The sequence below is a fragment of the Sphingobium lignivorans genome (genome assembly GCF_014203955.1).
In the GTDB taxonomy this organism is placed as follows: Bacteria; Pseudomonadota; Alphaproteobacteria; order Sphingomonadales; family Sphingomonadaceae; genus Sphingobium; species Sphingobium lignivorans.
Genome location: NZ_JACHKA010000001.1, coordinates 2,421,239 through 2,433,095 on the forward strand (window position 1 = coordinate 2,421,239; position 11,857 = coordinate 2,433,095).

Consider the following 11,857-nt stretch of genomic DNA (forward strand, 5'->3'; position numbering starts at 1 on the left):
CAGGTCCTTCTCGCGTGGAAATTTTGTGCAGCTATAGGCACGGCACATGCAGGAGCGCAATGTCCAGATAGGTTAAATGCACGCCTCGATCCCGAAAGAGGGACGAAGCGGGCCGCACCTCACTTCGCCGGGATGACGACTTCGTCCGGGTGCGCGACGCCGAGTTGTCGGCGCACGAGCTCGTCCACCATGTCCGGGTCCGCCTTCTTGGGATCGAGCAGCTTCACGCGGTTCGCCAGCGCGGCTTTCTGCGCCTGCAGGACGCGCAACTCGGACTGGCGCTGCTTGAGCTGGCGGCTGTAATCGCCCCAGGCGAGAATGCCGTTGGGCCCGATGATCGCATAAACGATGAAGACGAGCAGCAGCACGATCGCAATGGCCGGCATCATCGCCGAACCGAACAGGGACCTCAATTTCGCAAGCTGCGCCATCGCTTCTTGGAATCACGGCGACTCCCGCTTTGCAAGCCCAAAATGCAGGCCATGCGACGAGAGGTTTGAAATGGGCAGAAAAACGGCATCCGGAGAGACGAAATGCGGGCCGGACCATCCCGGAGGAAGTCCGGCCCGCGATTTATGCGTCAACCGTCGCGGCGCCGCGCTCAGCGGAAAATCGACGTCCCGGCATAATGCGCCCGGTCGCCCAGCTCCTCCTCGATGCGGATGAGCTGGTTATACTTTGCAAGCCGGTCGGAGCGGGCCAGCGAGCCGGTCTTGATCTGCCCGCAATTGGTGGCGACGGCGAGGTCCGCGATTGTCGCGTCCTCGGTCTCGCCCGAACGGTGCGACATGACATTGGTGTACCGCGCGCGGTGCGCGAGATCGACGGCCGCCAGCGTCTCGGTAAGCGAACCGATCTGATTGACCTTCACCAGCATGGAATTGGCGAGACCCTTCTCGATGCCCATGGCGAGGCGCTTGGGATTGGTGACGAACAGATCGTCGCCGACGAGCTGGCACTTGTCGCCAATGAGGTCGGTCAGGATCTTCCAGCCCTCGAAATCGTCCTCGCTCATGCCATCCTCGATCGACTTGATCGGATAGCGCGCGACGAGATCGGCGAGATAATCGGCCATTTCGCCCGGCGAGAGGGTCTTGCCTTCGCCCGAAATCACATAGCTCCCATTCTTGAAGAACTCGGTGGCCGCGCAGTCGAGCGCCAGCACGACATTCTCACCCGGGCGGTAACCGGCCTTCTCGATGCTCTGCATGATGAAATCGAGCGCTTCCACGGTCGAGGCGATGTTGGGCGCGAAGCCGCCCTCATCACCCACGCCAGTGGCGAGACCCTTCTCATGCAGGCCTTTCTTGAGCGTGTGGAAGATCTCGGAACCGATCTGCACGGCATGGGCGATGCTCTCGGCGCCCACCGGCATGATCATGAACTCCTGGAAGTCGATCGGATTGTCAGCATGTTCGCCGCCATTGATGATGTTCATCATCGGCACCGGCAGGACATGCGCCGAGACGCCGCCGACATAACGATAGAGCGGCAGGCCACGCGCATCCGCCGCAGCCTTGGCGACCGCGAGGCTGACGCCGAGAATGGCGTTGGCGCCGAGGCGTGCCTTGTTCTCCGTGCCGTCGAGCGCGATCATCGCTTCATCGATGTCGCCCTGATCCTCGGCATCCATGCCGACGACGACCTGGCTGATCTCGTCATTGACCGCAGCCACCGCCTGCAGCACGCCCTTGCCGAGATAGACGTTCTTATCCCCGTCCCGCTTCTCGACCGCTTCATAAGCGCCCGTCGACGCGCCCGAAGGCACCGCGGCGCGACCGAAGCTGCCATCCTCCAGCAGCACGTCGACTTCGACGGTGGGATTGCCGCGGCTATCGAGAATCTGGCGCGCGTGGATATCGAGAATTTCGGTCATGCCGTGGCCTTTCCCTTGCAAATTCACTGGTTCTGCGTGGGCCGCCGCTTAACGGGCGCACCCGCCATTGGCAATGGCGCGAACCACCCCGCATCGCGCGACGCGAGAATTGTCCGGGAACAATTGGCCCTCTGGGTCTGTTAAACAAAGCGGGCCCTGCTATATCGATCTTGAGGGGCACATCTGTTGCCAGAAAGGGAAGATCATGTCTGACACCAGCAGCACCGATACACCAAAGCGCAAACCCTCCACGAAGACCGCCGCCAGCAAGAGCGCCAGCCCGAGCACCACGAAAGTCGCAGCCGTGAAGCAGGCCGCTTCGGCGCGCAGCACCGGCGATGAGGCCGAGGGCGGCAAGTGGCGCGAGCAGGCAGGCGAGTTCGCCGAACAGGCCAAGGCAACCGCGCGCGATGCCGCGACGACCGCCAAGAACACGACCGGCGATGCTCTTGCCGGCCTCTCCAAGCTGATCGCGGAAACCGCGGAGACCGTCGATTCCAAGCTCGGCCCCCAATATGGCGATTATGCCCGCAAGGCGGCCGAGACGGTGGCCGGCGCGGCCAAGTCGCTCGACGAGAAGGATGTCGACCAGCTCGCCGAGGAAGCGCGCAATTTCGTGCGCAAGAGCCCAGCGGTTGCGATCGGCGCTGCCGCCGTGGTGGGCTTCGTCCTCATGCGGATGATGCGCGGCAGCTCCTCGAACGACACTTGAGAACCAGTAATCGGACCAACGCAGACCCATGACGACACCAGACGGGGAAACGGAGGCGCAGGCAGCGCCGACCGCTGACGATGGCTCCATCCGGGCAAGCGTCGAGCGTCTGGTGGCGTCCGGCCGGGAAATGGCCGAGGCGGAGCTCACCTGGGCGAAGCTCAAGGCGGCCATCATCGGGGCTATTCTGGGCAGGGCGCTCGCTTTCGGCGTGCTGGCCTTCGTCTTCCTGGTGATGACTCTCATCATGCTGATCGTCGCGGCGGTGATCGCGCTGGCACCGATGGTGGGCTGGCTCGGCGCCACCCTGATCGTGGCAGGCGTTTCGCTTGCCGCCACGATCCTCTTCGGCCTGCTGACGCGCAGCAGCGTCCAGGCCCTCAAGAGGGAGGGAAAGCCATGACGACACCCGAGCAAAGGCAGGACGTGGCCCAGGCTCGCGCTCATGCGGACCTTGCCCGGCTGCGCTTCTCGACCGCGCTCGGCAATGTCCGCCAGCGTATCTCGCCGGGCCGGCTCAAGGACGACGCACTCACCGCCGTCGGTGAGAAAGTGGAGAGCGCCAAGTTGCAGGCGCGCATGTCGATCCGCAGCCATCCGGTCCTTATGGCATCGGCCCGCGAGCGGATTCGTCGCCTTGCTGTTCTGGAGACCCGCGCGCACAACGCTGCTCTACGGCGCGCGGCTGGCGCAGATCGTGTGGCTCAATCGCAAGCTATGGAGCGCGAGCAGTGACGACTGAGAAGAAAAACAACCGGGATGGCAGCGGCACCGCCAGCGAGGTGCGCGCCCGCGCCATGGACGGCATCGACCAGGCCCGCCGCAAGGCGGGAGAAGTCATCGCAGCCACACGTGAGAAGGGCGAGGCCGTGATCGACGACACGCGCGAGAAGACCTATCGCGCCGCAGCCGAGACCAATCGCCTGTTCCAGGAACATCCCATTGCCGCCGTGGCCGCCGCCGCGGCCGCAGGCGCAGTGCTTGCCATCTTCATCCCCAAGATCGCCATCGCCGGCAAGGCGGGGCAGACGGCTGGCCGGGCGGTGAAAGCCGCCGCAGGGAGCAAGGCGGCGAAGGCCATGCTCGTCGGCCTCACCGACACCCGCCACAGCACATTGCGGCGCGTCGCGAGCCAGGCTGCGAGCAGCATGGGCAAGCATGTCTTGACCCGCAAGGCGCGAACGGCAAAAGGGAAAGCGAAGGACGGAGAGGAATAGCCCGCGTGCGCAGGCAGACGCCCGCCCCGGCCGCCGTCTTGGCAGTCAGGCGCAACGCTGCTAGCCACGCAGGCAAGAGGCCAGCCCGGCCGGCTCGACAGGATCCGGCGGGTCACCCCAGGGAGCATTTCCGTTGAGCTTATTGCATCTTGTCATGGGCGGGCGCGTCAAGGACCCGCAGAAACTCGAATTCGAGGACCTGAAGTCGATCGACCTGGTCGGCGTCTTCCCCGATTATGCCAGCGCCGAAACCGCCTGGCGCGGCGCAGCGCAGCGCACCGTCGACGACGCGGAAATGCGCTATGTCATCGTCCACCTTCATCGCCTGCTCGATCCTGCCGGCGAAGCGGTCGACCCGCAGGTTAGCTGAGGCGGAACGGCGAAAGTCGATTTCGCTCGCCGGTCAGGGCGCGGCGCGGAAGCGTCGCGCCAGCAACGGCCGGGCCAGCAGCAATCCCGCGATGAACCCGCCGATATGGGCCCCGATCGCGATGCCGCGAAACAGGCTGTCGAACCCGCCGGCGAACGCGATGAGGAGCTGGAGGATCGTCCAGGCGACTGCGAGCCAGACGATGCGCACGACATGCGCGGGGATCGGACCCAGTGATCTCACGCCGCGCTGGCTGTAGATCACGGCATATGTGCCCAGCAGCGCGGACACCGCCCCGCTCGCGCCGATCATCGGCACGACGCCGTCACCGGCCGGCATGAAGAAGGCTGACGTCGCCCATTGCCCGAGCGCCGCAGCATAAGCGCCGACCAGATAGGCGATGACCGTCCTGCCCTGCCCCAGCACTTGTTCCACGAACCGGCCGCAGAAGACCAGCATCAGCAGATTGAAGGCGAGGTGCAGCCAGCCGGAATGGATGAGCGTGGCGCTGAGCGGGGTGATCCACAGCGGCAGCCACGGAATATCCAGCGATATGTTCTGCGCGGCCAGCGCCGTGACGCGCTCCGGGATGAAACCGGCCAGGATCGCGGCGCGATCCGTCTCGCCCGCCAGCTGGACCGGCAGGAAGGCAAGCAGCGTGATCGCCGCCAGGATGTTCGTCGCCGGCCCCCGGGGAAGCGTCACTGACATGAAAGCTGGACCTCGTGCGCCGCGGAACGGCTCAAATGAACTCGATCTTCTCGACGAGGTAGAACTTGTCGCCGGACGGCACGGTCACTTCGACTTCCTCGCCGACCTGACGCCCGATCAGCGCACGGCCCAGAGGCGAGTTGTAGCTGATCATGCCCATCTTCGCGTCGGCTTCCGCCTGACCCACGATCTGGTAGCGCACCGGCTGCTCGTCCTCGTCCCGCAGGGTGACGGTGGCGCCGAAGATGATCTTGTCGCCTGACAGCGACTTGGGATCGATGACCTGCGCGCGCGAGAGCTTGTCCTCCAGATCGGCGATCGTCGCCTCGACCTGGCCCTGCCGCTCCTTGGCGGCATGATATTCGGCATTCTCGGAAAGATCGCCGTGCGCACGCGCCTCTTCGATCGCGTCCACGATCTTGGGACGCTCCGCCTTGAGGGCACGCAGATGATCGGTCAGCTTTTCATAGCCAACAGCCAGCATCGGCAACTTCTCAACGGTGGCCATCTACACTCCCCAATCTCTTCACTTGGCTTCAAACGGCTGTCCGGAAGCGCGCATTCCCTTGCCGACCGGCGGCTCCGGCCAGCTCGCATGCTGATTTCATGTCTGTCGGAAGATCAGTCCTGCGACGCCTGATAATAGGATTGGAGCGACCGCACTTCAAGGGGACGCGCGCGCAAGGCCTCGATGGCGTCCACCGCGGCAAGGCTCGCAGCCGCCGTGGTGAAGCTCGGAACCTTGAGGCGCAGCGCACTCGTGCGGATCGCCTTGCTGTCGATGAGCGACTGCCACCCTTCCGTCGTATTGAAGATCAGGTCGATCGCGCCGTCGGTGATCCGGTCCACGATATGGGGCCGCCCCTGCGCCACCTTGTTGATCGTCTCGATCTCCAGCCCGGCCTCCGACAGGAACTTCGCCGTGCCGCCGGTCGCGACGATACGAAAACCCATCGCGGCGATCTTGCGGGCGGCAGGCAGGATGACCGCCTTGTCGCTGTCCTTCACGGACACGAAGACCGTGCCCTCCTTCGGGAGGACAGTACCGGCGCCGATCTGCGCCTTGGCGAAAGCGGTCGCGAAATCGACGTCGATGCCCATGACCTCGCCAGTGGACTTCATTTCCGGGGAAAGGACCGGATCGACGCCCGGGAAGCGATTGAACGGGAACACCGCTTCCTTGACCGCGATATGGCTGATCGCGTTGCGATCGATCTTCGGCAGGTCCGCCAGCATCTCGCCCGCCATGACCCGCGCGGCGATCTTTGCGATGGGCGTGCCGATGGCCTTGGCGACGAAGGGCACGGTGCGCGACGCACGCGGGTTGACCTCGATGAGATAAACGTTGCCGTCCTTCACCGCGAACTGGATGTTCATGAGGCCGCGCACATGGAGCGCCCGGGCAAGCACGTCCGTCTGCCGCTCGATCTCGCTGATGATAGCTTCGGGCAGGCTGTAGGGCGGCAGCGAGCAGGCGCTGTCACCGGAATGCACGCCGGCCTCCTCGATATGCTGGAGCACGCCCGCGACGACCACGTCCCGGCCATCGCACAGTGCATCCACGTCCACCTCGACCGCATCGCGCAGATACTGGTCGATCAGCACGGGCGAATCACCGGAGACCTGCACGGCCGTGGCGATATATTCCTCGAGCTGCGCCTGCCCGTCGACGATCTCCATTGCCCGGCCGCCCAGCACATAGGAGGGACGCATGAGCACCGGATAGCCGATGCGGCCGGCGACGGCGATCGCTTCCTCCCTGCTGCGCGCGATGCCGTTGGCGGGCTGGAGCAGGCCCAGCTTCTCGATCAGCGCCGCGAAACGCTCGCGGTCCTCGGCCAGGTCGATGGCGTCCGGCGACGTGCCGAGAATGGGGATGCCCGCATCCTCCAGCGCCTGCGCCAGCTTGAGCGGCGTCTGCCCGCCAAACTGCACGATGACGCCGGCCAGCGTGCCGCGCGACTGCTCGACATGCAGGATCTCCAGCACATCCTCGGCGGTCAGCGGCTCGAAATAGAGCCGGTCGGACGTGTCATAATCCGTGCTCACCGTCTCCGGATTGCAATTGATCATGATGGTCTCGTAGCCGGCATCCTCCAGCGCGAAGCAGGCGTGGCAGCAGCAATAATCGAACTCGATGCCCTGCCCGATCCGATTGGGTCCGCCGCCCAGGATCACGACCTTGCGCCGGTCGCTCGGCTGGCTCTCGTCCTCGGGTTCGCCGAAGGTCGGCGCCTCGTAAGTGGAATACATGTAGGGCGTGCGCGCCTCGAACTCGGCCGCGCAGGTATCGATGCGCTTGAACACCGGGCGCACGCCCAGCTTGTGGCGCAGCGCGCGGACTTCCTCCTCCGTCACGCCACCCGTCATGGCGACGACAGCCTCGCGCACCAGTCCGGAACCGCGACGGATGGCGTTCTCCATGCCGCCGGGCACGTTCGCCGACTGCAGGGCGAGCCACGCAAGCCGCTTGTCCGAAAAGCCCATTGCCTTGAGCGCGCGCATGGTCTGGGCGTCGCGCGGCAGGCCGTTCTCCATCACCTGCCGCTCGGCCGCGACGATCTCGGCAAGCCGGTCGAGGAACCAGGGATCGAACCGGGCGACCGCATTGATCTCCTCGACGCTCAACCCCTCGCGCAGCGCCTGCGCGGCAATGAGCAGCCGGTCCGGCGTGGGCTGGCCAAGCGCGGCGATAATCTCGTCCTTGCTCGCGCCGACCAGATGATCGACCTGATTGAAGCCGGAGAGCCCGGTTTCGAGCCCCCGCAGCGCCTTCTGCATGGATTCGTGGATGTTCCGGCCGATCGCCATCACTTCGCCGACCGATTTCATCGCGGTGCCCAGCAGCGGCTCGGCGCCCTTGAACTTCTCGAAGGCGAAGCGCGGAATCTTGGTCACGACATAGTCGATGGTGGGCTCGAAGCTCGCGGGCGTGACGCCCGTGATGTCGTTCTGGATCTCGTCCAGCGTGTAGCCGACGGCCAGCTTGGCCGCGACCTTGGCAATGGGAAAGCCCGTCGCCTTGGACGCCAGCGCCGAGGAGCGGCTGACGCGCGGGTTCATCTCGATGACGATCAAACGGCCGTCCTTGGGATTGACCGCGAACTGGACGTTGGACCCGCCCGTCTCCACGCCGATCTCGCGCAGCACCGCGATGCTGGCGTTGCGCATGATCTGATATTCCTTGTCGGTCAGCGTCAGCGCCGGCGCGACCGTGATGGAATCACCCGTGTGGACGCCCATCGGATCGACATTCTCGATCGAGCAGATGATGATGCAATTGTCCGCGCGGTCGCGGACGACTTCCATCTCATATTCCTTCCAACCGAGCAGCGATTCCTCGATCAGCACTTCGGTGGTCGGCGAGGCATCGAGACCCGAGGTGACGATGCGGACGAACTCCTCCCGGTTATAGGCGACGCCGCCCCCGGTGCCGCCCATGGTGAAGCTGGGCCGGATGATCGCGGGCAGGCCAATGAACTCCAGCGCCGCCATCGCCTCGTCCATCGTGTGCGCGATGCGCGAACGGGCGCTTTCGAGGCCGATCTTGTCCATCGCGTCGCGGAACTTGAGGCGGTCCTCCGCCTTGTCGATCGCCTCGGCGTCCGCGCCGATCATCTGCACGCCGTATTTCTCCAGCGTGCCGTCGTTGAACAGCGCGAGCGCGGTGTTGAGCGCGGTCTGCCCGCCCATGGTCGGCAGGATCGCGTCGGGGCGCTCCTTCTCGATGATCTTGGCGACGATCTCCGGCGTCACCGGCTCGACATAGGTCGCGTCCGCCATCTCCGGATCGGTCATGATCGTGGCCGGGTTGGAGTTCACCAGAATGATCCGGTAGCCCTCTTCCTTCAGCGCCTTGCAGGCCTGCGTGCCCGAATAATCGAACTCGCACGCCTGACCGATGATGATCGGGCCGGCGCCGACAATGAGGATGGAGGAGATGTCTGTTCTTTTGGGCATTATCGGCCTTGTTGCATGCTACGAGCCCTCTCACCCTTCAGGGGGAGAGGGTTGGAAGAGGGGGAATGGCGAAGCGACACGAGATAACGCGGGATCGCGCGAAGACACTGCGCAGCGACATGACCGCGCCGGAACGAGCGCTCTGGTCGGTGCAGCGGGCGGGACAGCTGGGCGTCAAATTCCAGCGGCAGGTTGTGCTCGCGCCTTATGTCGCCGATTTCGCCGCACGCTCGCTGAAACTGGTGATCGAGATCGACGGGGAGACGCATGCCGGCCGGGAGCAGGCCGATGCCGAACGCACGGCGGCCCTCGAGGCGCGCGGCTTTCGGGTCCTGCGTTTCACCAACGGAGAAATCATGACCAATATCGACGGGGTCGTACGCACGATCCTCATCGCGCTTGGCCGGGAGGGTGAAAGCCCCCTCTCCCCACCCCTCTCCCCCTGAAGGGTGAGAGGGAGCGAACGCGTTCCCCCGATATGGGGAGGACGTCACTTCAGCCCCTCCACGAACCGCTTGAACAGATAGAAGCTGTCCTGCGGCCCGGGCGATGCTTCGGGATGATATTGCACGCCGAAGACCGGCTTGTCGGTGAAGGCGATACCGCAATTGGAGCCGTCGAACAGGCTCACATGCGTCTGCACGACATTGGCCGGCAGGCTGTCGGCATCGATGGCGAAGCCGTGATTCATGGAAGTGATCTCCACCACCCCGTCCTCCAGCCGCTTGACCGGATGATTGGCGCCGCGATGGCCCTGATGCATCTTGCTGGTGCGCGCGCCCGCCGCGAGGCCGAGAAGCTGGTGGCCGAGGCAGATGCCGAAGATCGGCATGTCGTCATCGATCAGCCGCCTGATGACGGGCACCGCATATTCGCCGGTCGCGGCGGGGTCGCCGGGGCCGTTGGAAAGGAAGACACCGGCGGGCTTGAGCGCCATGATCTGCTCATAGGTCGCCGTCGCGGGCAGGACGGAGACCTTGGCGCCGGCCTTCACCAGATTGCGGAAGATATTGTCCTTGGCGCCATAGTCGATGGCAACGACATGAGGCCTATCGTCGGCTGATGGCTCGTCCGTCTCCGTCGGCTCATAACCGAAACCGAGACGCCAGGGCCCGCCGGTCCAGTCGCGCTGCTCGCCAGTGACTTCGACGGCCAGGTCCATGCCCTCGAGGCCGGGCCAGGCCTTCGCCTTCTCGTGCAGGGCCTTGAGGTCGAACTTGCCCTCGGGGTCATGCGCGATCACCGCATCGGGCGCGCCGGCCATGCGGATGCGCCGGGTGAGCGCGCGCGTGTCGACGCCCGCGAGCCCGATGCGGCCATGCGCCTTCAGCCACTGGTCGAAGGGCTCGACATTGCGGAAGCTCGATGGCGCCGTCACGTCCTCGCGCACCACGCAGCCGAGCGCCCAGGGCGTATCGGCTTCCACATCCTCCGGATTGGTGCCGACATTGCCGATGTGCGGGAACGTGAAGGTGATGATCTGACCGGCGAAGCTCGGATCGGTCATGATCTCCTGATAGCCGGTCATGGCGGTGTGGAAGCAGAGCTCGCCCACCGCTTCCCCGCTCGCGCCGAAGCCGCGGCCGAAAATGACCGTGCCATCGGCAAGAACCAATACCCCCGTCGCTCCTTTGGGCACGGTCGGGTATCTGGCGTTCGCCATGGCACTGGGTTCCTTATGCTGTCGCTTGCAGGCCGGCGCCCGGAGCGCTGGCTAAACGGCCGGGTCACTAGGATTTCGGACCTGCATGGTCAATCCTATTAAAATTCATCGTGCCGCCTTATATGTCATCCTTTCCCACAAGGCGGAACGGAGGACGCGAAATGATTCGCGACGGCATCAAGGCTGCGCAGATCCAGGCAATGAAGGGCGGCGACAAGGCCCGCCTTGCGGCCGTGCGCCTCATCCTCGCGAAGCTGAAGGATCGCGACATCGAGCTGCGCACCGCCACGCAGGTGCCGGATGACGACGTCATCGTGGTCGACGTGCTCCAGAAGATGGTGAAGCAGCGGCGCGAATCGATCGCCATGTACGAACAGGGCGGCCGCGCCGAACTCGCCGCGCAGGAGCAGGCGGAGCTTGAGGTCATCGAGAGCTTCCTGCCCCGGCAGATGAGCGAGGACGAGACTCGCGCCGCGATCGAGGCGATCAAGGCCGAGGTCGGCGCTACGTCTGTGAAGGACATGGGCAAGGTCATGGCGGTGCTGAAGGACCGGCACGGCACCGTGCTCGACATGAGCAAGGCCAGCGCGATGGTGAAAGCCGCGCTGGCGAGCTGAACGCCTGGCTCATGCCGGGACAGATGAGCGCCCCGCCGGCTTCGCAGATGCACAATTAACAGGTGCAATCAGTCCTTAACCATGTTTCCTTGTCGCCGCGCCGCGCTCTTGCGGGAGCCGGCGCGTTCATCGTGGGACTGGACAGGGGATGATGATGAAACATGTGGGCGTGCTTGCCGCTGCAGCAGCGGCTCTTTCTTTCGCGGCGCCGGCGCAGGCGGTGCTGTTCAACTTCACGCTGACCGGCGATTATTCGGCAAGCTTCCAGCTCGATTCGAGCCCGGTGCCGGACGTGTTCGACGGCAGCTCGTTCACGATCTGGGACGTCTCCGGCTTTCCGGACGCGGCGCTCGGTATCGTCGACCTCCAGTTCTGGACCGGCGACGAGGCGGGCGGCTTCTCGATCATCGACTTCTACGGAGACGCCTATCTGCTCGACGCCACGGGCAGCCAGCTCTTCTCGGGATCGACGGGCGCGCCGACCTTCCTAACCGGCACCTATGCGCTGGCGGACCTGTTCGGCCCGGGAAGCTACACGCTCGTCATCGAGGAAGCGGGCACGACGCCGGCCATTCCCGAACCTGCCACATGGGCCATGCTGATCGCCGGCTTCGCCATGGCCGGCGCGGCAATGCGCCAGAAACCGCGCAAGCTCGCCGTCGCTTTCCAGCAGGGCTGAACGACTGAAAGACGGGCGGCAGGGCACGCGCCCTTCCGCCCGCCCTCCAGCG

The 11,857-nt window shown here is 65.0% G+C and carries 14 protein-coding genes; 8 read left to right on the top strand and 6 right to left on the bottom strand.

Annotated features, from left to right (window positions below):
* Window positions 1-119 precede the first annotated feature (119 nt).
* Both HNP60_RS11265 and eno read right to left on the bottom strand, forming a co-directional pair.
* Window positions 120-431, bottom strand: a complete 312-nt coding sequence (locus tag HNP60_RS11265; protein ID WP_184153676.1) for an FtsB family cell division protein — start codon at window positions 429-431, stop codon at window positions 120-122.
* A gap of 170 nt (window positions 432-601) precedes the next feature.
* A complete protein-coding gene (gene eno / locus HNP60_RS11270; RefSeq protein WP_184153679.1) occupies window positions 602-1,876 on the bottom strand; it encodes a phosphopyruvate hydratase in 1,275 nt (424 codons plus the stop codon).
* A 205-nt stretch (window positions 1,877-2,081) separates the two neighbouring features.
* Between eno and HNP60_RS19980 the strand changes: the two genes are divergently transcribed.
* From HNP60_RS19980 to HNP60_RS11295, 5 genes are all read left to right on the top strand, one after another.
* Window positions 2,082-2,588, top strand: a complete 507-nt coding sequence (locus HNP60_RS19980; protein WP_014076723.1) for a hypothetical protein — start codon at window positions 2,082-2,084, stop codon at window positions 2,586-2,588.
* Between the two features lie 28 nt (window positions 2,589-2,616).
* Window positions 2,617-2,991 (top strand): phage holin family protein, encoded by a 375-nt coding sequence (locus HNP60_RS11280; RefSeq protein ID WP_184153682.1) that lies wholly within the window; start codon window positions 2,617-2,619, stop codon window positions 2,989-2,991.
* On the top strand, window positions 2,988-3,323 hold the full coding sequence (locus HNP60_RS11285; protein WP_184153685.1) for a hypothetical protein: 336 nt from the start codon (window positions 2,988-2,990) through the stop codon (window positions 3,321-3,323). The genes HNP60_RS11280 and HNP60_RS11285 overlap by 4 nt, the downstream gene beginning before the upstream one ends.
* On the top strand, window positions 3,320-3,805 hold the full coding sequence (locus HNP60_RS11290) for a DUF883 family protein (RefSeq protein ID WP_184153688.1): 486 nt from the start codon (window positions 3,320-3,322) through the stop codon (window positions 3,803-3,805). Before HNP60_RS11285 ends, HNP60_RS11290 begins: the two co-directional genes overlap by 4 nt.
* Window positions 3,806-3,938: 133 nt before the next feature.
* Window positions 3,939-4,175 (top strand): DUF4170 domain-containing protein, encoded by a 237-nt coding sequence (locus HNP60_RS11295; protein WP_184153691.1) that lies wholly within the window; start codon window positions 3,939-3,941, stop codon window positions 4,173-4,175.
* A 33-nt stretch (window positions 4,176-4,208) separates the two neighbouring features.
* On the opposite strand, the gene HNP60_RS11300 is transcribed toward HNP60_RS11295, so the two are convergent.
* The 3 genes from HNP60_RS11300 to carB form a co-directional block, all read right to left on the bottom strand.
* Entirely contained in the window at window positions 4,209-4,886 is a 678-nt protein-coding gene (locus HNP60_RS11300) for a rhomboid family intramembrane serine protease (RefSeq protein ID WP_184153693.1), read from the bottom strand.
* Window positions 4,887-4,917: 31 nt separating this feature from the next.
* Window positions 4,918-5,394 (bottom strand): transcription elongation factor GreA, encoded by a 477-nt coding sequence (greA, locus tag HNP60_RS11305; protein WP_184153696.1) that lies wholly within the window; start codon window positions 5,392-5,394, stop codon window positions 4,918-4,920.
* Window positions 5,395-5,507: 113 nt separating this feature from the next.
* Window positions 5,508-8,846, bottom strand: a complete 3,339-nt coding sequence (gene carB, locus HNP60_RS11310) for a carbamoyl-phosphate synthase large subunit (protein ID WP_184153700.1) — start codon at window positions 8,844-8,846, stop codon at window positions 5,508-5,510.
* 65 nt (window positions 8,847-8,911) lie between these two features.
* On the opposite strand from carB, the gene HNP60_RS11315 reads away from it, so the two are divergent.
* Window positions 8,912-9,292, top strand: coding sequence for an endonuclease domain-containing protein (locus HNP60_RS11315; protein WP_184153704.1), 381 nt, complete (start codon window positions 8,912-8,914; stop codon window positions 9,290-9,292).
* A gap of 44 nt (window positions 9,293-9,336) precedes the next feature.
* On the opposite strand, the gene carA is transcribed toward HNP60_RS11315, so the two are convergent.
* Window positions 9,337-10,509 carry a glutamine-hydrolyzing carbamoyl-phosphate synthase small subunit gene (gene carA, locus HNP60_RS11320; protein WP_184153708.1) on the bottom strand — a complete coding sequence of 391 codons (1,173 nt, stop codon included), beginning with the start codon at window positions 10,507-10,509 and terminating at the stop codon, window positions 9,337-9,339.
* 161 nt (window positions 10,510-10,670) lie between these two features.
* Here carA and HNP60_RS11325 point away from each other — a divergent pair, with 161 nt between their 5' ends.
* Both HNP60_RS11325 and HNP60_RS11330 read left to right on the top strand, forming a co-directional pair.
* Entirely contained in the window at window positions 10,671-11,126 is a 456-nt protein-coding gene (locus tag HNP60_RS11325) for a GatB/YqeY domain-containing protein (RefSeq protein ID WP_184153710.1), read from the top strand.
* Between the two features lie 148 nt (window positions 11,127-11,274).
* Window positions 11,275-11,805: a PEPxxWA-CTERM sorting domain-containing protein gene (locus HNP60_RS11330; RefSeq protein ID WP_184153713.1), complete on the top strand. Its 531-nt coding sequence runs from the start codon at window positions 11,275-11,277 to the stop codon at window positions 11,803-11,805.
* Window positions 11,806-11,857: the final 52 nt, after the last annotated feature.

What these genes read in the sequence shown, in the direction of transcription:
- HNP60_RS11330 (WP_184153713.1), top strand. Translation starts at nt 11,275, where the DNA reads ATGATGATGAAACATGTGGGCGTGCTTGCCGCTGCAGCAGCGGCTCTT.
- HNP60_RS11285 (WP_184153685.1), top strand. Translation starts at nt 2,988, where the DNA reads ATGACGACACCCGAGCAAAGGCAGGACGTGGCCCAGGCTCGCGCTCAT.
- HNP60_RS11325 (WP_184153710.1), top strand. Translation starts at nt 10,671, where the DNA reads ATGATTCGCGACGGCATCAAGGCTGCGCAGATCCAGGCAATGAAGGGC.
- carB (WP_184153700.1), bottom strand. Translation starts at nt 8,846, where the DNA reads ATGCCCAAAAGAACAGACATCTCCTCCATCCTCATTGTCGGCGCCGGC.
- carA (WP_184153708.1), bottom strand. Translation starts at nt 10,509, where the DNA reads ATGGCGAACGCCAGATACCCGACCGTGCCCAAAGGAGCGACGGGGGTA.
- HNP60_RS19980 (WP_014076723.1), top strand. Translation starts at nt 2,082, where the DNA reads ATGTCTGACACCAGCAGCACCGATACACCAAAGCGCAAACCCTCCACG.
- eno (WP_184153679.1), bottom strand. Translation starts at nt 1,876, where the DNA reads ATGACCGAAATTCTCGATATCCACGCGCGCCAGATTCTCGATAGCCGC.
- HNP60_RS11315 (WP_184153704.1), top strand. Translation starts at nt 8,912, where the DNA reads ATGGCGAAGCGACACGAGATAACGCGGGATCGCGCGAAGACACTGCGC.
- greA (WP_184153696.1), bottom strand. Translation starts at nt 5,394, where the DNA reads ATGGCCACCGTTGAGAAGTTGCCGATGCTGGCTGTTGGCTATGAAAAG.
- HNP60_RS11280 (WP_184153682.1), top strand. Translation starts at nt 2,617, where the DNA reads ATGACGACACCAGACGGGGAAACGGAGGCGCAGGCAGCGCCGACCGCT.
- HNP60_RS11265 (WP_184153676.1), bottom strand. Translation starts at nt 431, where the DNA reads ATGGCGCAGCTTGCGAAATTGAGGTCCCTGTTCGGTTCGGCGATGATG.
- HNP60_RS11300 (WP_184153693.1), bottom strand. Translation starts at nt 4,886, where the DNA reads ATGTCAGTGACGCTTCCCCGGGGGCCGGCGACGAACATCCTGGCGGCG.